This is a genomic window from Corynebacterium sp. HMSC075F02 (assembly GCF_001838335.1).
GTDB lineage: Bacteria > Actinomycetota > Actinomycetes > Mycobacteriales > Mycobacteriaceae > Corynebacterium > Corynebacterium jeikeium_D.
In genome coordinates this window covers 194,301-215,696 of sequence record NZ_KV836314.1, presented here as the reverse complement: position 1 = coordinate 215,696, position 21,396 = coordinate 194,301, and the positions used below count along the sequence as shown (strand labels likewise).

General features: G+C 58.3%; 19 protein-coding genes. 5 read left to right on the top strand and 14 right to left on the bottom strand.

Annotation, left to right across the window (positions count from 1 at the left end; translation table 11 throughout):
• Nucleotides 1–12 precede the first annotated feature (12 nt).
• From HMPREF2920_RS08580 to HMPREF2920_RS08550, 7 genes are all read right to left on the bottom strand, one after another.
• Nucleotides 13–1,545 carry a YifB family Mg chelatase-like AAA ATPase gene (locus HMPREF2920_RS08580; protein ID WP_049194022.1) on the bottom strand — a complete coding sequence of 511 codons (1,533 nt, stop codon included), beginning with the start codon at nucleotides 1,543–1,545 and terminating at the stop codon, nucleotides 13–15.
• A complete protein-coding gene (locus HMPREF2920_RS08575; RefSeq protein WP_049194021.1) occupies nucleotides 1,546–1,968 on the bottom strand; it encodes a YraN family protein in 423 nt (140 codons plus the stop codon).
• Nucleotides 1,969–2,164: 196 nt separating this feature from the next.
• Nucleotides 2,165–2,467: a DUF2469 domain-containing protein gene (locus HMPREF2920_RS08570; protein ID WP_005509529.1), complete on the bottom strand. Its 303-nt coding sequence runs from the start codon at nucleotides 2,465–2,467 to the stop codon at nucleotides 2,165–2,167.
• Between the two features lie 54 nt (nucleotides 2,468–2,521).
• On the bottom strand, nucleotides 2,522–3,226 hold the full coding sequence (locus HMPREF2920_RS08565) for a ribonuclease HII (RefSeq protein WP_210386866.1): 705 nt from the start codon (nucleotides 3,224–3,226) through the stop codon (nucleotides 2,522–2,524).
• On the bottom strand, nucleotides 3,201–3,998 hold the full coding sequence (gene lepB / locus HMPREF2920_RS08560; protein ID WP_048735525.1) for a signal peptidase I: 798 nt from the start codon (nucleotides 3,996–3,998) through the stop codon (nucleotides 3,201–3,203). Before lepB ends, HMPREF2920_RS08565 begins: the two co-directional genes overlap by 26 nt.
• Nucleotides 3,999–4,072: 74 nt before the next feature.
• Nucleotides 4,073–4,414, bottom strand: coding sequence for a 50S ribosomal protein L19 (gene rplS, locus HMPREF2920_RS08555; protein WP_048761860.1), 342 nt, complete (start codon nucleotides 4,412–4,414; stop codon nucleotides 4,073–4,075).
• Nucleotides 4,415–4,553: 139 nt separating this feature from the next.
• Nucleotides 4,554–5,954 (bottom strand): HNH endonuclease signature motif containing protein, encoded by a 1,401-nt coding sequence (locus HMPREF2920_RS08550; RefSeq protein ID WP_070601535.1) that lies wholly within the window; start codon nucleotides 5,952–5,954, stop codon nucleotides 4,554–4,556.
• 342 nt (nucleotides 5,955–6,296) lie between these two features.
• Between HMPREF2920_RS08550 and HMPREF2920_RS08545 the strand changes: the two genes are divergently transcribed.
• Nucleotides 6,297–7,280 carry a DUF1648 domain-containing protein gene (locus HMPREF2920_RS08545; protein WP_048735516.1) on the top strand — a complete coding sequence of 328 codons (984 nt, stop codon included), beginning with the start codon at nucleotides 6,297–6,299 and terminating at the stop codon, nucleotides 7,278–7,280.
• 38 nt (nucleotides 7,281–7,318) lie between these two features.
• Here HMPREF2920_RS08545 and HMPREF2920_RS08540 read toward each other — a convergent pair whose 3' ends face one another.
• Nucleotides 7,319–9,634 carry a Tex family protein gene (locus HMPREF2920_RS08540; protein WP_048735514.1) on the bottom strand — a complete coding sequence of 772 codons (2,316 nt, stop codon included), beginning with the start codon at nucleotides 9,632–9,634 and terminating at the stop codon, nucleotides 7,319–7,321.
• Between the two features lie 82 nt (nucleotides 9,635–9,716).
• Between HMPREF2920_RS08540 and HMPREF2920_RS08535 the strand changes: the two genes are divergently transcribed.
• Nucleotides 9,717–10,211 (top strand): DUF1877 family protein, encoded by a 495-nt coding sequence (locus HMPREF2920_RS08535; protein ID WP_049171521.1) that lies wholly within the window; start codon nucleotides 9,717–9,719, stop codon nucleotides 10,209–10,211.
• Here HMPREF2920_RS08535 and HMPREF2920_RS08530 read toward each other — a convergent pair.
• From HMPREF2920_RS08530 to rpsP, 4 genes are all read right to left on the bottom strand, one after another.
• Entirely contained in the window at nucleotides 10,171–10,818 is a 648-nt protein-coding gene (locus HMPREF2920_RS08530) for a phosphatase PAP2 family protein (RefSeq protein WP_049189527.1), read from the bottom strand. The two genes, HMPREF2920_RS08535 and HMPREF2920_RS08530, sit on opposite strands and share 41 nt — an antisense overlap.
• Nucleotides 10,818–11,705: a tRNA (guanosine(37)-N1)-methyltransferase TrmD gene (gene trmD, locus HMPREF2920_RS08525; protein ID WP_070601536.1), complete on the bottom strand. Its 888-nt coding sequence runs from the start codon at nucleotides 11,703–11,705 to the stop codon at nucleotides 10,818–10,820. The genes HMPREF2920_RS08530 and trmD overlap by 1 nt, the downstream gene beginning before the upstream one ends.
• The gene (gene rimM / locus HMPREF2920_RS08520; protein WP_070601594.1) at nucleotides 11,702–12,196 is read right to left on the bottom strand and encodes a ribosome maturation factor RimM; all 495 of its coding nucleotides are present in this window, start codon (nucleotides 12,194–12,196) and stop codon (nucleotides 11,702–11,704) included. The genes trmD and rimM overlap by 4 nt, the downstream gene beginning before the upstream one ends.
• Nucleotides 12,197–12,340: 144 nt before the next feature.
• Nucleotides 12,341–12,823, bottom strand: a complete 483-nt coding sequence (gene rpsP / locus HMPREF2920_RS08515) for a 30S ribosomal protein S16 (RefSeq protein ID WP_038628648.1) — start codon at nucleotides 12,821–12,823, stop codon at nucleotides 12,341–12,343.
• Nucleotides 12,824–13,121: 298 nt separating this feature from the next.
• Here rpsP and HMPREF2920_RS08510 point away from each other — a divergent pair, with 298 nt between their 5' ends.
• Entirely contained in the window at nucleotides 13,122–15,272 is a 2,151-nt protein-coding gene (locus HMPREF2920_RS08510) for an acyltransferase family protein (RefSeq protein WP_049189529.1), read from the top strand.
• A gap of 16 nt (nucleotides 15,273–15,288) precedes the next feature.
• Here HMPREF2920_RS08510 and ffh read toward each other — a convergent pair whose 3' ends face one another.
• Nucleotides 15,289–16,902, bottom strand: coding sequence for a signal recognition particle protein (gene ffh, locus HMPREF2920_RS08505; RefSeq protein ID WP_049189530.1), 1,614 nt, complete (start codon nucleotides 16,900–16,902; stop codon nucleotides 15,289–15,291).
• A gap of 605 nt (nucleotides 16,903–17,507) precedes the next feature.
• On the opposite strand from ffh, the gene HMPREF2920_RS10810 reads away from it, so the two are divergent.
• Complete coding sequence (locus HMPREF2920_RS10810) at nucleotides 17,508–18,440, top strand: hypothetical protein (protein ID WP_070854147.1); 933 nt, start codon at nucleotides 17,508–17,510, stop codon at nucleotides 18,438–18,440.
• 478 nt (nucleotides 18,441–18,918) lie between these two features.
• A complete protein-coding gene (locus HMPREF2920_RS08495; RefSeq protein ID WP_070601538.1) occupies nucleotides 18,919–19,668 on the top strand; it encodes an intestinal mucin in 750 nt (249 codons plus the stop codon).
• A gap of 167 nt (nucleotides 19,669–19,835) precedes the next feature.
• Here the strand turns inward: HMPREF2920_RS08495 and ftsY are convergent, their stop codons facing one another.
• Nucleotides 19,836–21,371: a signal recognition particle-docking protein FtsY gene (gene ftsY / locus HMPREF2920_RS08490; protein ID WP_070601539.1), complete on the bottom strand. Its 1,536-nt coding sequence runs from the start codon at nucleotides 21,369–21,371 to the stop codon at nucleotides 19,836–19,838.
• Nucleotides 21,372–21,396 lie beyond the last annotated feature (25 nt).

Genomic DNA, 21,396 nt, shown 5'->3' with positions numbered 1-21,396 from the left:
GGTTCGGTTGTATTAGCCGCCCTCGCGGTCATGCAGCTGGCAGGCACGTTGCACGTGCTCGAAGGTAAACGCGTCTACTCCCCCGAGGTCTGCGAGCGTCCACGCCACTGCGATTACTTTGTCCACTCCCCGCTGGGTAATCTCTCCGTTCCTCAACTGGAAGTCCAATAACGCCATCGCTTCTTCGTCTAAGCCCGCGTGACGACGGAGAAGCGAGCGTGGCACACTCGCGTTGGTGACGGCTGCTTCGTCGGCAAGCCCCAGGGCCTGCCACCTATGTCGGGCACGGTCACGTGCGGCCTGTACCCGATCGCGAACGGCCGCGGAGGGCTCATTGTGTGCTTTGTTTTTAATTCCCAGCTTGGCCCCGGCAGGACTGAGCGTGACGTTGAGATCCATGCGATCGCGTAGCGGGCCCGATAATGCGCGACCATGCTTGGCTCGCTCGGTACTAGAACAGGTGCATTCGCTGGCATACGCCGCCCCACACCGACAGGGATTGGTCGCCATGACTAGTTGTGTTCTCGCCGGAAAGGTCACTCGATGGTGCGTACGCAGGTGGACGACCACCCCGTTTTCCATCGGCATCCGCAACGCATCCAATACCGCCGGGCGCATGAGGGTGATTTCGTCCAAGAACAGCACCCCATGGTGGGCAAGGCTAATCGCGCCGGGCTTGGGCACAGCACCGCCGCCGACTAACGCTGCCACAGTCGCGCTGTGATGTGGAGCCACAAACGGCGGATGTTGAATAAGAGTGTCCGCAGTATCGAGCGCTCCGGCCACCGAATGCAGCGCGGTGACCTCCAGCTGCTGCCACTTCTGCAATGGCGGCAGAATTGTGGGCAAGCGCTCAGCGAGCATGGACTTCCCAGTTCCCGGAGAACCCTGCATGAACAGATTGTGCCCACCTGCTGCGGCTACCTCGAGGGCGAAGCGGGCCTCAGGTTGGCCATCGACATCGGCCAGGTCTACCGAGAAGGCTTGTTCGCTGGGGTCGTCGTTAAGCGCGGTCGTCAAACCTGAGCCGGTGAGTACCCAGCCCCATAGCTGTGTGAGGTCGGCTGCGGTGCAGACTGCGATGCCGTCGACGAGCGCGGCCTCGGCGGCGTTGGCGGCGGGGACGACAACCCAACGGGCACCTGCCTCGCGGGCGGCAAGGACCTGCGGCAGCACTCCACGCACCGGGCGAATGGAACCGTCGAGCCCAAGTTCGCCAATGAGAACCGTGTGGCGGAGACGACCTCGGGCCTCCATGTCATCGCTGGTTGCGATAAGGATGGCGCAGACGATGGCGAGGTCAAAGCTAGTGCCGTGCTTGCGGATATGCGCCGGCGACAGACTCACCACGACTTTTGTCTTCGGCCAGGGCAACTGCGAGTTAGCAACCGCCGTGCGCACGCGATGTTTGGCTTCTCCGACGGCGGCATCGCCGAGCCCACCGATATACATTCCTGGCAAGCCACGCCCAACATCGGCTTCCACCTGCACAATAGTTCCTTCAATGCCGCTGAGGCTGACTGCAAGAGCTGTACCGACAGTCATCTAGCAGTCCCACATGATCGCGTCGCTGATTGCGGGAATGTACGTAACTGCAACGACTGGAGGACCGGACGAAGGGCTGGACACTGTGACTTCTGCGCAGTCGATAACTACGGACTCTAACCAGTAGGTAGAACTCTCTGACAGCCACTGTCCCGCCGCCTTGCGCAAATGACGAAGCTTGGCTGCTGTGATGGACTCTCTGCCGTCCCCAAACTGACTACTTCGCGAGCTGCGCCGCGTTTTTACCTCCACAAAATGCAGCCTGCCGTCAACATCTTCAGCAATAAGATCGAGCTCATAGCGCCCCACCCGCTCATTCCGAGCAATAACTTCCCACCCCTGATCCTCCAACATCTCGGCGACGAAATCCTCCCCAAACGCGCCGAGCTGTCTCGTGGTTAGTTCTTCAAAGCTCTGTGTCATAGCCCCGGTCCCCCTGGTTCCCCGTTGAATTGTGCCTTGGCGGTTTACTGCCTTGGCGGTTCGGAAACACTCTTGCACAGCGGGCATGACAAAGGCCCTCCGATAAATGCTCAGAGGGCCCTAACTGTGGATAATTCTTCGACTGTGGATAACTGTTAGCAGCTAGCCATAACATGCGATGACAGACGACGATAACCTACGGCAGTCGCAAGTCCGGCTTATCCAGTTCCTCGATATTGACATCCTTGAAAGTGATAACGCGCACGTAGCGGACAAACCGAGCCGGGCGATGGACATCCCACACCCACGCATCCGACATCCGCAGCTCGAAATAGACCTCGTTTTCGCTGTTGTGCGGAATCAGCTCCACAGCATTAGCAAGGTAGAACCTGCGCTCCGTCTCAACAACGTACGAAAACTGACTAACGACATCGCGGAACTCCTTGTACAGGGATAGTTCAACGTCGGCCTCGTAGTTTTCTAGATCTTCTGCGCTCACGACCGCGACGGCTCCTTCGAGTGTTTACATGTTGCTCTTTTTGTACATGTTGGTCTATTCGGGGTGCTCAAGATACTCCGTGTGTGCCAAGCGCACATTGCGGTATGACCACCGATGCACCGGGGTTGCGCCATGGCGTGAAATCGCTTCCATATGCGATGACGTGCCGTAGCCCTTATGCCCCGCCAGACCATAGTCCGGATACTTCTCCGATAGGTCAACCATAATGCGGTCGCGGGTGACTTTGGCTAAGACACTCGCAGCAGCAATACATCGGCAAGCGGAATCACCACCAATCACGGGCAAATAGGGTGCCGTGAAGCCAGACACTTTGAGTGCGTCGGTAAGCACATAGCCAGGGCGCTGCCCCAACCCGGCTACCGCGCGGCGCATTCCAGTGACATTCGCGTCCTGGATGCCGAATTGGTCGATGTAAGACGCGGGGATCGTCGTCACGCAAAAAGAGGTGGCGAAGCGTTGGATGAGCGGAAAGAGCCGTTCGCGTGCGGCTGGCGTGAGCTTTTTAGAATCCGTGAGCTTATCCAGCTCTGCGATGGGGCGTTCGGGAAGGCAGCAGGCGGCGATAACTATCGGGCCTGCACAGGCGCCACGGCCAGCCTCGTCGACCCCAGCTACAGGCCCAAAGCCGCGCTTTGCCAGCGCGACCTCCATCGTGCGCGACTGCTTCAACCTCCGCAGTTTCGGCGCCGGCGGCGCGAGCAGACTGTGCTGACTAGTTGTGCTGGATGTCCGGATCATCGACGCCACCGATGCGGTTAAACGGCAGGATGATTGCCTGCACCTTGCCGACGACGTTATCCAGTGGCACAGTACCCTGCAGCTCGTCGCCCATGTGATAGCGAGAGTCCGCGGAGTTGGTGCGGTTATCACCCATGACCCACAGATGCCCCTCCGGCACTGTTACCGGCCCGAAGTACGGGCCACCACACTGCTCTGAGCCAAGATTATCCACCACCGGCTTGTCTGCTGGAGTTTTAATGAAATCCTGGTCTGTCATCTTGCCGTCAACCATGATGCCGGGATCTCCTGGGCGACACTGCACAGTCTGCCCACCCGTGGCAATCACACGCTTGACCAACGCATTTTCATCAGGGGCGACAAGGCCAATCCAGGAACCAACCGTCTGCAGCGAGTTTGCCACCGGGTTAGTAGAACGCTGTGACACGTAGTTACTATTCCAGGACTCCGGGCCATTAAAGACGACAACATCGCCGGGCTTGGGATCTGAGAACTGGTAGGAAACCTTATCCACCCAAATGCGGTCACCGGTGCACCCGACACATCCGTTGAGCGTCGGCTGCATCGACTCGGATGGAATCACGTAGACACGGCCGATAAAGGACTGCACACCAGCACTGATGAGCAGGGCAATCACGATAATGATTGGAATCTCGATGTACCACGGAGTGTGCTTTTCAGGCTCCTCGTCAAGTTTCCGGAAGCCTTTCAAGCCTTCAGTACGGTCTTCTTTTTGGCCGTCAGTCTGTTCGCGCGAATCGTCGTCGGTCATGGGAAAAGACTATACGCGATAGAAAAATCCCCACCGAGCTCAACACTCGATGGGGATTATTTTGCGCCAAAAGACTAGCGGCGCTCCTTGATGCGTGCAGCCTTACCGCGCAGGTTGCGCAGGTAGTACAGCTTCGCACGGCGAACGTCGCCCTTGAAGACAACGCGAATCTCGTCGATGTTCGGGGAGTGCACCGGGAAGGTACGCTCAACAGCGATACCGAAGGATACCTTGCGGACGGTGAAGGTCTCGCGGACGCCGCCGCCCTGACGACGGATAACGACGCCCTTGAAGACCTGAATACGCTCGGTCTTACCCTCGACAATCTTTACGTCGACCTCGACGGTGTCACCAGCGCGGAACTCCGGAATGTCGTCGCGCAGGTATGCTGCATCAACCTTGTCAAGAATGTTCATGGAAACTTATTCCTTTACTTTTTGCATAGACAGAGGACCCTGGCGGCGCTTTCCCACAGAGGGACGCTCGGCCGGTTCATGCCCGAAACAGGTAAAGCTGCCTATAAAGACAACCTGGAAATTATTACACACCCCCTGGTCAGAAACCAAACTCTTCCATGTTCGGCGGGTCTTGTGGATCTTGTGGGTCCTGGGGGTCTTGCGGTTTAAGAGTATCGGCGTCTTCTCCCCTGCGCGCTTCTTCGACCAGCTTCCGTGATTGCTCTATCAACTCCTGGCGATACTCGTTATATTCTGCCAGTGCCTGCGCCATTCGCAGTCCCCGTTTGTCAAAGGTGTAGCGTCCGTGCCCGGCGAGCGGCCCATCTTCCAGGCTCACCGCCTTTTTGCCCGTGCTTGACGACGTCCACAGTTCCACTCCATCCCGATCACGTGCAACATTCCACAGACCAGCTGTTTTCATGTTGTGGTGCCGGCGGCAGAGGCAGTGGAGGTTCGGCGTTTCCGTTGCCCCGCCCTCCTCTGGGTGCTCTTTGTCGTACGGCTCAATATGGTCAATGTCGCAGAGCTCCGCGGGTACATCACATCCCGGAAAGCGACACGTTCCGTCCCGACCTTTAACGAAGGCCCTCTGACTTTCGGTTGGGGCGTAGCCCTCCGCGGTTTCGTCGGCAAGCATACGAATATGCGTGACCTTATCAATCCACGCCTGCGTAGCTAACTGCGAGATCCAGCCAACGCCGCCAAGCCAGGCGGTGCGGGGACGCTCCTCTGTGGCAGGACAGTATAGGTTGAGTACGATTTTTGCCTCGGCGGTGCCGCGGATGAGGTGTGTCAAAGCTTCGACTCGAGTGCAGCCAGCTGAGCTGGAGATGGACTCGAGGGTGGTTTTGAATTCGAGAGCGCGGGTCTTTTCCAGCTCCATAAAAACTTCCGCGAAGTTGTCGCTCTCTTCAAAACCGATACTCTCTCCTACTATTTCGCGTTCTCCTGCAGGAAGCAGCGGATCGACATCACCCGGAAGGTTTTTGGGGCGAAGCTGAGGTTCAATTTCTTCGATAACCCGTTGCAGGAATTTATGTAGGCTGCGAACTCCCCGGAGTGCCTCGCCATGCTTTCGGGGAATGACAAAGCGGGCAATTTCTTCTTCAACAGCTGCACGCACCTCTGGATCGTGGAGCGGCGCTGTCGCGCGAGCAATGGTGATCAGATGCGCAAAGGGCAAATGAGCTCGAGCTTTAATAAAGGCACCCAGCCGGGGCATACGCGCTAACTGAATGCCGACCTCTACATACTCGAGCGCCTTACCGCGGGAAATACCCAACTCGGGTGCGATTTCAGCAATGTATGCATCCACATCAATCTCAAGCGACTTCGGCGTGCAACCGCAAGCTATACCCAGTTCCAGGCGATTGCGTTGGATACCCGCCACCGCCAACTGGTTCGTGGATGACTCGTGGAAAAACTGCGGTGCTTCAGGCAGCAGAGCCGCTTGGTAAACATCGGACGGTTGTTTGGCCGGACTATCTTTTTCAGACATTGTTCCCCCAAAGCCCCAACCCCGCTCAGTGTCGATAACCAGTGAATACCACTAGCCCAACGCCAAGAAGAGAAGCTCAAGCACTTTGTTCTTGATGCCTCCATTTTAGCACACCCATTCGATTGCGCAACCCCTTTAATAAAACTTTTTCGCTTGTACATTCGAGTGAATTGTTGAGCGTGTTATCAAATGTCACGAGGTGCATCTTCTGGCGAAACTCCGCGCACACTAAGACGGCACGCTACAACCGCTCGCTACAACGTCACGCTGATACAGCACTCCAATAACGACCGCTGCCGACCGTTGCTACAAAGCCCCCCCCCCAACTGCTAGATTGTCTCCATGCAGCAGATTCCACGCTTTGACCCCTGGATTGTTCGAGGAACAATCATCGCCCCGTGCGTTCTGGCGATTGCACAGCTTCTGTGGGTAATTGCCATTTCCGACCGACTACCGGAGCAGTTAGCAACGCATTGGAGCGGTAGCGGCACTCCCAACGGTTTCATGCCGCCAATTCAAAGCACATTGATTATGGCCATCATCGTCATCGCATGTGCGCAGATCGGTTGGCTCGGCGCAAAGACCAGCACGCCGCTTGTCGTGCGCAAGCCAATTGCAATAACCAACCTCGCCCTCTGCGGCTTCTTAATCGGCATTGAATTCGCGATTATCATCCCGCAGATCGGCACGACGGACCCTACGACCGCCCGAATCGGCTGGATCTATGCAATAGCCGGCGTCATCATCGGCCTAGTAGCGGCCCTGCTCGTGACGCGCCGCCTCAAGGACTACTCCTCGCTTACCGACGCCACGGTCACCGAGCCGACATCGCCACAGTTGCCCCATCGAGAAGGAGCCCCGACTCCCATCGATGTCAGTGTGACCATCTCTAAGGGGGTCAAGGTCACCCTCGCAGTCTGGTGCGTGGTGTCTGTAGCGCTCGCAGTGTTCCTGCCAAGCCTCGGCATTGTTTTTCTGCTGTGCACGCCGCTATTCCTCATCGCATATGAAACCGGCATGACACTAGACACGGACCCGAAGACAGATTCCATTACCGTTTTTAACGGCTGTGGACCGCTGAAGATGAAACACCCCATTGAGCTTCGAACCATCAAATATGCGAAGCCGGCCACTTATAACTGGGCCGACGGTGGCGGTATTGGGCTTCGACTTGGCAATGATGGCCGCATCACCGTGGCGGCACGGTCAGGCGAGGCAGTCAAGATTGAGACCTCGGGGTCCGATTACACCATCGTCGTACCGGATGGAATGGCTGCGGCTGTCGCGGGTGAGATCAACAGCCGCATCGACGCTATGCGCCAATAGGCTATGCGCTAATAAATCAAGCGCTAACAGATCAGGAGCTAAAAGCCTGCCCTGCGCAGCGCGTCAGCCATGGAACCGCCGCCTCCACCGCGGTTGGCTCCACCGCGCTTCTTATTCTGGGAACCACGCTTTCGGCCGCCTCCACGGCCTTCTCCGCGACCGCCGTCACGCTTTGGCTTGGCATCCGAGGCGTCGTCGTCAAGCCTGAGCGATAGACCGATGCGATTGCGTTCGACGTCAACGTCGAGAACCTTCACCTTGACCACCTCGCCCGAGCGGACGACCTCGTGCGGGTCGGAGACGAAACCACGAGCCATGTTGGAGACGTGGACGAGGCCGTCCTGGTGGACTCCGACATCGACGAAGGCGCCGAAGGCCGCGACGTTGGTGACGGTGCCCTCGAGAATCATGCCGGGCTGAAGATCGGAGACCTTCTCCACACCTTCCTTGAAGGTGGCGGTGACGAACTCGGGACGCGGATCGCGGCCGGGCTTGTCCAGCTCGGTCAAGATGTCTTGGACTGTGGGAAGTCCGATACCTGCGGACTCGTCGACGAAGTCTGCAGCACGCACCTTGGACAGGACACGGGAGTTGCCGATGAGCTCCTGGACACTAACGCCGGTCGAAGCGGCGATGGCATCGACGACGCGGTAGGACTCCGGGTGCACGGCGGAGGCATCCAGCGGGTTGTTAGCGCCGTGGATGCGCAGGAAACCGGCGCACTGCTCGAAGGCCTTCGGGCCAAGACGCGGAACCTTCAGCAGCTCCTTGCGGGAGGTGAAAGCGCCGTTTTCGTCTCGGTAAGCGACGATGTTGTCCGCAACAGTCGAGGACACGCCAGCAACTCGACCGAGCAGCGGCGCGGAGGCGGTGTTGACCTCCACGCCGACAGCGTTGACGGCATCCTCGACCACGGCATCGAGAGAGTGCTCGAGCTTGGTCTGGGAAACGTCGTGCTGGTACTGGCCGACACCGATGGACTTCGGATCGATTTTGACGAGCTCAGCAAGCGGGTCCTGCAGGCGGCGGGCAATCGATACGGCACCGCGGAGAGATACATCCATGTCCGGGAACTCAGCTGCTGCCAGGGACGATGCGGAGTAGACGGAAGCACCGGCCTCAGAAACCACCACAGGGGTCGGCTTCTTGCCACCGGCCTGAGCAATCAGGTCAGCGATTTCGCGGGCCAGGGTTTCGGTCTCGCGGGAAGCGGTGCCGTTGCCGATGGCCATGAGCTCCACGCGGTGCGTGGCGCAGAGAGTGGCCAGTTGCTCCTTGGCGCCGGACCAGTCATTGCGCGGCTGGTGCGGGTAGACGATGGCAGTGTCGAGCACCTTGCCAGTGGAGTCGACAACGGCGCACTTCACACCATTGCGGTATCCCGGGTCCAGGCCGAGAGTGGCGCGCTGGCCAGCCGGTGCAGCCAGCAGCAGGTCACGCAGGTTACGGGCGAAGACATCCACGGCTTCGGCCTCGGCGCGCTCCTTCAGTCGAGTGCGGGCATCGAGGGCAGCGGACACCTCCAACTTGGTGCGCCAACCGAAACGAACGGCCTGGTCAATCCACTTGGAGGCACCGCCGTCGGGAAGCTCAAAGGCCTCACGAATCATGTGTTCGTAGGTCTCATCCTCACCCGCATCGATGTTGAGAGTCAGGATGCCCTCGGCCTCACCGCGAAGCACGGCCAGTACACGGTGGCTAGGCATGGTGTCCAGAGGTTCGTTGTGCTCGAAGTAGTCACGGTACTTCGCACCCGCAGTCTCCTTGCCCTCCACCACGGCAGCGGCGGCGGAACCGGAGGACCACACCTGCTCACGGACAGAGCCAACCAAATCAGCATCGGTAGCGAAGCGATCGACCAAGATGGCACGGGCACCGGTCAGAGCGTCCTTCGCATCCTTACCAGCTGCCTCGCCGTACTTAGTGGCCAGAGTCTCGGGGTCCGCGGCTGGGTCGGCCAGCAGCTCCTCCACCAGCGGTTCGTACCCGGCCTCACGTGCAATATCGGCCTTGGTCTTGCGCTTCTTCTTGTACGGCAGGTAGAGATCCTCCAACCGCGCCTTAGTGTCGCAGGCGAGGATGGCGGCCTTGAGATCGTCGTTAAGCTTTCCCTGCTCTTCAATGGCGGCGAGAATCGTTTGCTTGCGCTCTTCTAGTTCGCGCAGGTAAACGACGCGTTCCTCGATGAAACGCAGCTGTGTGTCATCGAGCCCGCCGGTTACTTCCTTGCGATAGCGGGCGATGAAAGGCACGGTGTTGCCTTCGTCGAGAAGCTTGATAGCGGCGGCGACGGCACTTTCGGCAACGTCCGCACCAGTGGCGGCGAGTTCTCGGGCAATTACTGATGAAATCACCCGGGCAACTTTACTATCGTGGAAGTACCAATTGGCGAACGCCCCACAGAAGGCTCGCAGTAAACACCGGAAAAGGAGCCCCATGAAGCAGAAACTCTGTGCCGAATACCTGCGCATTTCCGATGAGGAGGCAGCGCGGTTAGTTGAGGTCGCAGCACCTGCGGCGACCAGCGACGGCGGCACGGCGGGGCTTGTTACCGACGGCGCGGAGAAGATTATCCTGCAGCACTTCGTCGACGTTCCGGACGAAGATGCCCTGGACATCGACACGGACTGGGAGTCCCTGCTGCGCACGTTGACCGGCAATCCCATCGACGGCCAGGCACTCGGCGACCCGCTGGCGGAGGCCATCCTCGGCGCCGACCGCGTCTGCCGCAAGCCGCTGTCTGCAGTCATCCGCGCCGATCGCGTCGGCGACGTGCACCAGACGCTGGCAAGCATCGATCTTGCCGCCCGCATCACGGACAATGGTTCGCTTATCGACGAAGCCACTGCGACACAGCGGTACCGCGAACTCGTGGCCTTCTACGAGGAGACTAAGGCAGCGCGTAGCGCCGTGCTCGTGGCCATCTCCTAAGAACTAGCAGCGCAACTGCTAAGCCGATAACTCCGGCGATGAGGCCGCCGATAACATCGGTGAGCCAGTGTGCCCCGACCCACACGCGCGACAGTGCCACAGCGCCGATAAGCGCGATGATGGCCAAGTCGAGCAACTTGCGGGCTGTACGGCGCAATACGGGGATGGCAAGCTGCATCGCGGCCATACCGCTGGAAGTAACCGCTGCCACATGTGCAGAAGGAAACGCCGCATCGTGCAGGTTGACCAGTGAGAACTCCTCACCCGGTCGGTCGCGGCCCAAAAACCACTTCATGGCATAAGTCACCGCAATCGACGAACCGAATGACGCCGGCAGTAGCAACGCCCACGCACGGAAGCGGAACCACAGGAGTGCCGCAGCAACAAGCGTGACCGGCGCGATGTAAATCGGCCGGATAATCTCGCTCAAAGCCAGCATCACACTATCGACGCGGCCATCCCGCGCCCCATGCAGGTCACTGACCCAGCCCGCAAACGACTGATCCACGCTCCCCGCCAGCTGCGTCTGAGTGAACCACGCCAGTGCCCCTAGGACAGCTAACCAACCAATGACGTGCCGAGGTCGCGCAATTCGAACACGTGCCACTAGCAGTTCTCCTCGGTTACTTCCCCAATGACTCCTTGGATTATTTCCCGGTCACGGGCGCTGAGGTCGACGTCGGCAAGCAAATCCGGACGACGTTCGGCCGTGCGAATGAGTGACTGATCGCGCCGCCAACTGTCCACCAGCGCGTGATTGCCGCTGAGGAGAACGTCCGGCACTGCCAGTCCACGCCACTCGCGCGGCTTGGTGTAGGACGGCCCTTCGAGCAGACCGTCAGAGAACGAGTCCTCCTCGTGGCTCTTGCGATTGCCCAACACACCCGGAATCAACCGCACGACGGACTCCGCAATCACGAGCACCGCCACTTCCCCGCCGATCAGCACATAGTCCCCAATAGAGACCTCACGCACGCGGTAACGATTAGCAGCGTCATCAATAACGCGCTGGTCAATGCCCTCGTAGCGCCCGCACGCGAACACAATGTGCTCCTCGTGTGAGAACTCCTGCGCCATCTGCTGCGTAAACGGCTCGCCCGCCGGGGTCGGGACGATCAGCAGGGGCTTCGCTGAATCTTCTTCGCTTAACGACGGCACTTCCGCTGCAGCATAGGAAGATTCCTCGGCCAAACCCAATTTCTGATCATGGCGGACATTGTCCAAATGTGGCACCGCGGACGTGAGCGACTGCTCCGCTTTCAGCGCCGCTACCTCGTCGAGGGCGGGACCCCAGACATCCGGCTTCATAACCATGCCGGGGCCACCGCCGTAGGGCGAGTCATCCACAGCCTGGTGTACACCTGGCGCCCAGTCGCGCAGGTTGTGTACGCCGACACTCAAAATGCCCTGCTCAATTGCCTTGCCCAGCAGCGCATGACGCAGTGGCTCGAGGTACTCCGGGAAGATTGTGACTACATCGAGACGTAAGCTCACAGCTCCAACAGTCCTTCCGGCGGGGTGATGGTGACAGTAGAATTCTCAAGGTCAACTTCCGGAACGATGTCCTCTACCAGAGGGATGAGTACCTCCCGGGCCCCGTCGTCAAGCGTGACTTCAAGGAGACGATGAGCGGGCGCGCGGACGATAGAAGTGACCTCGCCTATATCGGTGCCGTTATGGACTACGCGCAGGCCTTCAAGTTCAAAGTCATAAAAGTCCCCGTCTTCGAAGACGGGCTCGGCATAAAACTGCATGCCCCGATGGCGCTCGGCCTCATTGCGGCCCGGAATCTCCTCGAAGCGAACCAGCAAACGCCCCTGGTGCGGGCGTGCCGTTTTCACAGTCAGCTGTTCCTCACGGCCGGCCTGTACACCCAACAGCGTGGTCCCGACTGCGAAACGCCCTTCCGGGTCATCCGTTGTCGCATCGACGACGACTTCCCCGCGCACACCGTGGGGCTTGATCACTCGGCCAATAAGCACCATGTCAGCTACCGACACGCGCACACTCCCTCTCTTATAAAGGCTCTGTAAAACACCCCGCGTAAAGCAAAAAGGCGCCACCCAACACTTCGTCTTGAAGTATAAGGTAGCGCCCGGATTAGCTAAGCGGCGTACTCAGCGTCCTTATTACTCGGCGTCCTCGGAAGCCTCGGACTCAGCAGCCTCAGCCTCGGCAGCCTTTGCGGCCTCCTCAGCTTCCTTAGCAGCCTTAGCTGCTTCCTTGGCCTCGCGGCGCTTAGCGGTGATGGCCTCAGCGGACGGGCCATTGTTGGCCTCTTCCAGAGCCTTGTTGAACAGCTCGAGCTTGGTCGGCTTCGGCTCAGCAACCTTCAGAGTGCCCTCTGCACCCTCGAGGCCCTTGAACTTCTGCCAGTCGCCGGTGACCTTCAGCAGAGCCAGAACCGGCTCGGTCGGCTGTGCACCGACGCCCAGCCAGTACTGAACGCGCTCGGAGTCAATCTTGATGATCGACGGCTCTTCCTTCGGCTGGTAGATGCCCAGGTTCTCAATGACCGCACCGTTGCGACGGGTACGAGCATCAGCAACGACAACGCGGTACTGAGCGGTACGAATCTTACCCAGGCGCTGCAGCTTAATCTTGACTGCCATGAGGAGTTCCTCTTTCTTCTATGTCACTGGACAATACTTATGCATCCGAGCTCACGAGTAATTACTAACGAAGTGCCTCGGACCGGTTTTGCCCTTGGGATATTTACACTGCGCGTGACCACCGGGCGGCCGTGGCCGGATCCGATGAATTCGCAGTCGTGCCTCAGTTGAGGATTCTCATTGAGACAACTCGAGGTATGTTACCAGCAGTTTTTGGAAATTAACAAAACTGCGCACTCGAAACGCTGCATACCCACTAAAGCTGAACGTCGTTGACAGTGCGGTAACGTAACATTCTATGAAAACCACCGGCACCCAATATAGGTATGACTTGGACGGACTACGGGGCATTTCGATTGCCCTCGTAGTCCTTTTCCATGTTTACGTCGGCCGCGTTTCCGGTGGTGTGGACGTATTCCTCTTGCTCTCCGGGTTTTTCTTCTTCGGCGCGCAGTACCGCAATGCCATCAATCCCCGGCAGTCCATCAATCCATGGTGGAGCATCTGGCGCACGCTGCGTCGCCTAATCCCGACACTAGTGCTGGTCCTCTTTGCGACAACCCTGTTTGTCATTTACTTCATTCCATCGCTTCGCACGATCGACATTGCCCAGCAACTCCGCGCCAGCCTGCTCTACTACCAAAATTATGAACTGGCACTCCAGGGCTCGGACTACGCAGCCGCAGAGAGCGAAACCTCCCCACTGCAGCACCTGTGGTCAATGTCGGTACAGGGCCAGTTTTATCTCGGCTCCATTTTGCTCATCTCCCTACTCGCCTGGATGACGCGCTCACCCCAGATTGTCGGCGCGGTTACCTCACCGGTGGAGGCGAAGCGCACCGACGCTACCGGCGGTAAACTCCGCCGAATCCTCACTCCGTTGCTGGCAGTTATCACTCTCGGCTCGATTGCCTATGCCTTCTATATGCACTCCGAGAACCAGGGGTGGAACTACTACTCCACTGTCAGCCGCCTCTGGGAACTCTGCCTCGGCGCACTACTCGGACTGATTCTTGTCCGGGGATCCATCCCCATGCCCAAGCCACTTCGAGTGCTGTTAGCCAGCATCGGCCTCGCACTGGTAGTCTCCACCGGTTTCATCTTCGACGGCGCCGCACAGTTCCCAGGCCCTTGGACCCTATGGCCCCTCGGTGGTGCTGCGCTGATTATTATCGCCGGCCCTGAGGCGGGCTGGATCTCCAAGTTCCTGGCCAGCCGCCCAATGCGCGAAGTAGGCCAGAGCGCCTACGCGCTCTACCTGTGGCACTGGCCTCTTCTCATCCTGGCCATAAACTACCTCAACCGCGATACTCCGGGGCTGAAGCTTGGCACCGCAGTGATCGTCGTTTCCTTTATTTTGGCCAAACTCACCAACAAGTATGTCGAGCTGCCGCTGGCTCAATCGACTCGCCGACCGACCCGGACTCAGCCCGTCGTCGGCGATGCAATCCACGCAATGAAGCATCGTCGCCCGGCTCGTCGTCTAGCGGCAGTCGGCACTGTTGTCGTCATTGCGTTGGTCGGCATGTCCAGCCTTGTCAACGTGCAACAGGTGCGCGTCGATCGCGCCTCCGCCACCAGCCTAGATCCAGAGGTCTATCCAGGTGCACTCGCGCTTACCGACGGGTACGAGGTCCCCAAGGCAGCCACAAAGCCGAATACCGATTTCATCACGGACCTTTGGCCGGAACCTGCCCTCGATGGCTGCCTTGCGACAGGCGGTGAGGACGTCGGATACTTCCCGCCGAATCGCCGTTGGCGCGATGAGACCCAGCCGTGTGTCTACGGTGATCCAGATGCTAGTGACTCGATTGTCATCGTCGGCGGCTCGCACATGGAACATTGGTTTGCCCCGATTGATGCCTACGGCAAAAACAACGGGTACCGAGTGGTGGTTCTTCTCCGACAAGGCTGTCCAGCGACCTTAGAACCGATCCACGGAGTCGGCGATATCTGCGTGGCCTGGACTTTCGAGGCTCTGCAGAAAATTGACGAGATTCAGCCAGAGATGGTTTTCACCACTTCAACCAGACCCCTGTTCCAGGCGGACCCACCGCAGCCCGGCGACTACACACCGGATGGTTACGTTTCGTTTTTCGCTGCTCTACAAGAACGCGGAATTGATTTCTTCGCCATCCGCGATAACCCATGGGCGCTACGGGAGGACTTGGACCAATTCTCCCCCAGCGTATGCGAAGAAGCGGAAGAAGACTGCACTATCCACCGCAAAACTGCCCTAAATGCAGAAAATCCCGCTGAGGAGATTCTTGCGAACTTCCCCAACGGGCACAGTCTAGATTTCTCCGACATCTTCTGCGGTCCGACCACCTGCCGTAAAGTTATTGGCAATATCTACGTCTACCGCGACAGCAATCACATCACCGATGAACTAGCGGCCACTTTCAGTCCTGAAATGGACCGCCAGATTCAGAAGGCTCTGCGGGACTAGCTACTTCTAGTCCCCGCTACTTCTTGCCCTGTCCGAAGTCGAGATTGTTGAGGTCAAAGTCCTCCATACCTTCTGGCAGCTGATTACCCATCTGCTTCTGCAGCTTCTGCAGTTCAGCCATGCTAGGCATACCCGGTATGCCCTGCATACCTGGCATTCCAGGCATACCGGGCATTCCGCCACCGCGCATTGCCTTCGGCGGCGTTGGACCACGGTTAGCGCCCTTGCGCTTATTCTTGCCCTTGCCCTTTCGACCACGCTTGGCCTTGCGGTTCGATGGGCGACCACCGCCCATACCAAATCGGCCGGCCATCTGCGCCATCATCTTCCGCGCCTCATTGAAACGCTCGATGAGCTGGTTAACCTCTGAAACGGACACACCGGAACCGTTGGCGATACGACGACGTCGTGAAGCATTCAGAATCTTCGGATTCTCGCGCTCTTCCGGAGTCATACCGCGGATAATCGCCTCGATGCGGTCAAGCTGCTTTTCGTCGACCATCTCGGCGGCCTTGGACATTTCCGCGCCGCCGGGGAGCATCTTGAGGATGTTGCCGATTGGGCCCATCTTGCGGACCATCATCATCTGCTCGAGGAAGTCCTCAAGAGTCAGTTCGCCGGAACCAATCTTCTGGGCGGACTTGGCAGCCTGCTCATGATCGATTTCCTTGGAAGCGACCTCAACCAACGTCTTTAGGTCACCCATCCCCAGGATGCGGCTGGCCATACGGTCTGGGTGGAAGACGTCAAAGTCCTCCAACTTCTCGCCCGTGGAGGCGAACAGAATCGGCTTACCGGTGACCTCACGGATAGACAGTGCAGCGCCACCGCGCGCGTCGCCATCGAGCTTGGTCAGTACAACGCCGGTGAAGTCAACGCCGTCTCGGAAGGCCTTGGCGGTCTCTACCGCGTCCTGACCAATCATGGAGTCGATGACAAACAGAACTTCATGCGGGTTGATGGCATCGCGAATGTCGCGGGCCTGCTTCATCAGAACCTCATCGATACCCAGGCGACCTGCGGTATCGATAATCACCACATCGTGGCGATGCTGGCGAGCATAAGCGAGGCCACGGAACGCGGCGTCAACTGGATTGTCCTCGCTGGTGCCCATTTCATGGGTGGAATCGAGGCTGGTGCCCGGGAACGGTGCGAAGCACGGCACGCCTGCACGCTCAGCGACAATTTCCAGCTGCTGCACCGCGCCCGGACGCTGCAGGTCACAGGCGACGAGGACCGGGGTGTGCCCCTGATCCGTGAGGTACCTGGCCAATTTACCGGCCAAGGTGGTCTTACCAGCGCCCTGCAGACCGGCCAGCATGATAACCGTTGGTGGCTGCTTCGACATATTCAGCCGTCGAGTCTCGCCACCGAGGATGTTAATCAGTTCCTCATTGACGACCTCAATAATCTGGTTTGCCGGGTTGACAGTCTGGCTGCCAATAATTTCGTTAGCGCGTTCCTTGATGCGCTTGATGAAGGTACGGACAACCTCGAGGGAGACATCGGCTTCCAGAAGAGCCAGCCGAATCTCGCGGGCGGTGGCGTTAATATCCGCCTCAGTCAGGCGGCCCTTCCCGCCCAGCCCCCGCAGGGCACCCGTCAAACGATCGGAAAGAGACTCAAACAAGTTTCCAGCTCCCCTTTTGCCTTGTTTTTTCTTAACTGTTCTACCGTACCCGCTGGATACTCCATTTGGCACATATCTACAGCTTCGCCTATCGACAACGATTGCAGCCCACCCACCCTAAATGCCCCGATTCGGGTGTAACCAATAGGAAGTAAGAAATAGCAATAGGATGAAGCTCTTTTGTACTCAAGGACGTTAGATTACTGTTCGTTATTTTAACGTGACAATTAAACGAGCCTCCAGATATGAATGCCCTACTGCATAAAGAACGTTTATCCAACCCAGTTACCACCAGCTAGGTAACAGAAAGATAACACCAGTGGCTAGCTTTTGCTAAGGCCACCCTTAGTAAGAACCTCCCCCGGAATGGTGTAAGCCAAATAGCAAACCGGCGGCATTGCAGCAGGTCAAAGCACGCCACTGCGCACCTGATGTTATTCCTATAACTACCTCCAATACTATTCATATATCAACCAGTTTATGGTTAATCATGAACCTAGTTAACCGCAGTTGGCCTGGTTTTATTTTCCGCCGTGCACGATGAGGGATGAACGGCGAAATCATATTCATTGGTCTCTGACCGTTTGACTCCTTGAGAGGTTTTCATGAAGAAGTTCACCACGGCTATCGCCGCCGCTGTCTTCTCCGCCAGCATGATTGCAAGCGCAGGCACCGCTACTGCACAGATTCCGGACTCAATGCCGACCGAGTGCCCCGCCGGCCAGCACTTTGAGAACGTCGGAGGCACTTTCCAGTGCGTCGCAGACCAGCCTGAGCAGGATTCCACTGACGGAATTCCGGCCCCAATGCCGGACAAGTGCCCAGACGGCCAGCACTTTGAGAACGTCGGCGGAACCTTCCAGTGCGTCGCGGACCAGGAAGCTCCTAAGCCCGAAACACCGGGCGACAATGAGTCCCAGCCGGGCGACCCCGGAAACCCAGGCATTTCTGATAAGCAGTGCCCGGAGGGCGAGCACTTCGACATGAGCAAGCCAGTTCCAGGCAACCCGAATGTCTTCGGTGTCTGCGTCAAGGACGAGGCGAAGCCGGACACTGACAAGCCAGGCACGGACAAGCCGGACACCGAGAAGCCAGGCAAGGACGGCAAGGACGGTAAGCCGGGCAAGGACGGCAAGGACGGTAAGGACGGTAAGCCAGGCAAGGACGGTAAGCCGGGCAAGGATAGCAAGGACGGTAAGCCAGGCAAGGACGGCAAGGATGTCAAGGTAAACGTTGACATCAAGATCTCTGCTGAGTGCAAGAACGAAAACAAGTGCACGAAGGAAGAGAAGAAGGCCAAGGAAAAGGCCGAGAAGAAGGCTTCCGAGTCCAAGAAGACGACCTCTTCCGAGAATGTAAAGAAGGTTTCGGACTCCAAGAAGTCTGAGCAGAATACCTCGGAGTCCAAGAAGGCTTCTTCGACTCAGAGCACTGGCCTGGCAGCCACCGGCGTTGACGCCACCACCCTGGGCGGAGCCGCTCTGGTTCTCCTTGTCGGCGGTGTCGCCGCTACCCGCATCGCCCGCAAGAACCGCTAAGAAGCTTGGGGTTCTACCCCGGTAACGAAACATAAAATGCTCCTGATGCCTATTTAGCATCGGGAGCATTTTTGTGCGCCATACCTCCGAAAAGTCATAGCTCCTATAGCCCGAAGCATAAAACCTCACAGGCACCGATTTTTTACCGAACCTCTACGCCCCATCCACCTTTCACCACCCGACACAATCAGGTACCACGCTTCGCTAGCGAAGACAGAAAAGCCCCCTACCGAGTCGACAGTGACTGGTTCTATAAACGCCCTACCCACAACGGGTGTACACACTCAGCGTTGTAAATATAAGTTCCCACTTCCCCTTACTGGGGTTTGGACAAGTCAACAATTTCTCTTTACCCCCCCCTTCCCAAACCCATACCACCAAAGACTGTAATTAGTTATTAGAATCAAAAGTGTGAACAGTGTTCCCCCTTAAGTCCTTTGATTGCAGGGCTTTCCTATAGACATTGTGAGGTTTCCAAATGAAGAAGCTCTCTTCGACCATGGTGGCCGCTGCCGCTTCAGCCGGCATGCTCATCGGCGTTGGCGCCGCCACCGCACAGATTCCTGACCCCGCCCCGTCGGAATGCCCCGCCGGTCAACATTTTGAAAATGTTGGCGGTACTTTCCAGTGTGTAGATGACGCTGCAAATCCGGATCCAGGAGGTTCATCGAACGATGGCATTCCACCGGGCGTTGAGGACACCCAGACCTGTCCCGACGGTTCCCCGCGTGACATGAGTAAGATTGACCCGGCAACCGGGGCTTACGGTGCTTGTGGCACTTCAGATGATTCCGGCCCAACTCCGGAGCCTGATGAAGATGCCCCAGAAAATGACGGAATTCCGCCGGGAGTTGATGACACCGCAACGTGCCCCGACGGTTCCCCGCGTGATATGAGCAAGATCGACCCGGCAACCGGAGTCTACGGCTACTGTCCGACCTCCGATGACGAAACTCCGGGCGACGATGAGAACCCAGGCGATGACGCTCCGGGCGACGACGAGAACCCAGGCGACGAACAGCCTGGGGACGACGAGAAGACCGGGGAGGAAAAACCAGGCGACAAGCCCGACAACCCTAAGAATGACGGTAAGAAAACCGGGACCAAGAACACTGGGCTAGCAGTCACTGGTGTTCAGGCGACTGCCCTCGGCGGTGCCGCTCTTGCACTCTTGGTCGGTGGCGTGGCAGCTACCCGCCTCGCACGCAAGAATTCTAAGGATTCCTAGCACAACTCTCCGCTAGATTCCTAGCACCTCAACATTAAAGGCCCCGGAGCCCCGCGTATCCTCTACAGAAATCTACGCGGTGGCTCCGAGGCCTTTATTTTTGCCGGGGGCAACGGGCGACGCTGTACTCACCAATCGATGGAAAATTCACTCATCGATGTTAGTTACTATTTGCGGCCGCCGAGCAGTGCGTCTACGAAGCTCTCCGGCTCAAACGGCGCCAGGTGGTCAGCACCTTCACCAAGGCCAACCAACTTCACCGGCACACCGAGCTCGTTTTGCACCTGGAATACAATGCCGCCCTTCGCGGTACCGTCCAGCTTGGTCAGGGCAACGCCGGTGATGTCTACTACATCCCGGAACGTACGAGCTTGCAGTAGACCATTTTGGCCAACCGTCGCGTCCAAAACCAGGATGACTTCGTCAACCTGAGCCTTCTTCTCCACCACGCGCTTAATCTTGTCCAGTTGGTCCATCAGACCGACCTTGGTGTGCAGGCGGCCGGCGGTGTCGATGAGCACCACATCAGCGCCGGACTCGATACCGTGAGCAACTGCCTCAAATGCAATAGAAGCAGGATCGGCGCCTTCAGCGCCGCGAACGGTCTCCGCGCCAACGCGTCGCCCCCAGGTCTCCAGCTGGTCGGCTGCAGCAGCACGGAAGGTATCCGCTGCGCCGAGAACAACACGGTGGCCACCGGCGACCAGTACACGAGCCAGCTTGCCCGTCGTCGTGGTCTTACCTGTGCCGTTGACACCGACTACCAGAATCACTGCGGGCTTGCCCTCGTGCGGAAGTGCGCGGATGGAGCGGTCCATCTCAGGCTTGCACTCCTCAATCATCACCTCACGCAGCAGGGCGCGCACTTGCTCTTCCGTGCTCACCTTCTGGCTGGCAATACGCTCGCGCAGCTTATCGACGACACGCTGCGTCGCAGCCGCACCGAGGTCAGCCATAACCAGGATGTCTTCAACCTCTTCCCACGCGTCCTCATCAAGGTCACCCGCGCCCAAGATGCCGAGCACAGACTGGCCAATTGCATTCTGCGACCGTGACAGACGACCGCGCAGGCGGCCCAGACGTCCCTCAGCCGGGTCGATGGAGTCAATCTGCTGTTCTGCTTCTGGCTCTGGCGTCGGCTCCGGCGCAGCTTCCGGCTCCGGCTCTGGCGTCGGTTCTGGTTCGGGAGTCGGCTCCGGCTCCAGCTCCGGTTCAGGAGCAGGAACTACCTCTACCTCAGGCTCTGCTTCGGGCTCTGGTTGTGGTTCCGGCTCGGGCTCTGATTCCTCTTCCCCGGCCGTTGGCAAATCGATTGGGATTTCCCGCATTACGCGGTCATAATCCCCCTCCATTTCGGTGGGGTTATCCGGAATAACCAGTCGACCTTCTGGTTTCAGCAGTGAACCGTCCGGCTGATCGGCAGGTATATCAGCCTGCTTTTCAATCGGCTTTTCCGCCGGTTTCGGCATCGGTTTTTCAACCGGCTGCTTCTCGCGGGTATCAGTCCCACCACCGGCCGGAGCGAAGTTAAAACCACTAGTGGCCTGGTAATTTCCAGACTTCTCCTGCTGGGTGAGTTCCTTAGTATCTTCCTTCGCAAAGGAAATGCGCTGGTTCTTCCTGCGGACATAGCCCACAACAAAGAGCAGCGCGATAATAACGACAATCGCGACGACAAGGAGTATCCACTGAGTTGGAGTCATAACTCTCATTATGCAGTATCAACGA

Bases quoted from the DNA above. Each gene is read 5' to 3' on its own strand.
- HMPREF2920_RS08580 (WP_049194022.1), bottom strand. From the start codon at position 1,545: ATGACTGTCGGTACAGCTCTTGCAGTCAGCCTCAGCGGCATTGAAGGA.
- HMPREF2920_RS08575 (WP_049194021.1), bottom strand. From the start codon at position 1,968: ATGACACAGAGCTTTGAAGAACTAACCACGAGACAGCTCGGCGCGTTT.
- HMPREF2920_RS08565 (WP_210386866.1), bottom strand. From the start codon at position 3,226: ATGATCCGGACATCCAGCACAACTAGTCAGCACAGTCTGCTCGCGCCG.
- lepB (WP_048735525.1), bottom strand. From the start codon at position 3,998: ATGACCGACGACGATTCGCGCGAACAGACTGACGGCCAAAAAGAAGAC.
- rplS (WP_048761860.1), bottom strand. From the start codon at position 4,414: ATGAACATTCTTGACAAGGTTGATGCAGCATACCTGCGCGACGACATT.
- HMPREF2920_RS08550 (WP_070601535.1), bottom strand. From the start codon at position 5,954: ATGTCTGAAAAAGATAGTCCGGCCAAACAACCGTCCGATGTTTACCAA.
- HMPREF2920_RS08545 (WP_048735516.1), top strand. From the start codon at position 6,297: ATGCAGCAGATTCCACGCTTTGACCCCTGGATTGTTCGAGGAACAATC.
- HMPREF2920_RS08535 (WP_049171521.1), top strand. From the start codon at position 9,717: ATGAAGCAGAAACTCTGTGCCGAATACCTGCGCATTTCCGATGAGGAG.
- rimM (WP_070601594.1), bottom strand. From the start codon at position 12,196: ATGGTGCTTATTGGCCGAGTGATCAAGCCCCACGGTGTGCGCGGGGAA.
- rpsP (WP_038628648.1), bottom strand. From the start codon at position 12,823: ATGGCAGTCAAGATTAAGCTGCAGCGCCTGGGTAAGATTCGTACCGCT.
- HMPREF2920_RS08510 (WP_049189529.1), top strand. From the start codon at position 13,122: ATGAAAACCACCGGCACCCAATATAGGTATGACTTGGACGGACTACGG.
- HMPREF2920_RS10810 (WP_070854147.1), top strand. From the start codon at position 17,508: ATGAAGAAGTTCACCACGGCTATCGCCGCCGCTGTCTTCTCCGCCAGC.
- HMPREF2920_RS08495 (WP_070601538.1), top strand. From the start codon at position 18,919: ATGAAGAAGCTCTCTTCGACCATGGTGGCCGCTGCCGCTTCAGCCGGC.
- ftsY (WP_070601539.1), bottom strand. From the start codon at position 21,371: ATGACTCCAACTCAGTGGATACTCCTTGTCGTCGCGATTGTCGTTATT.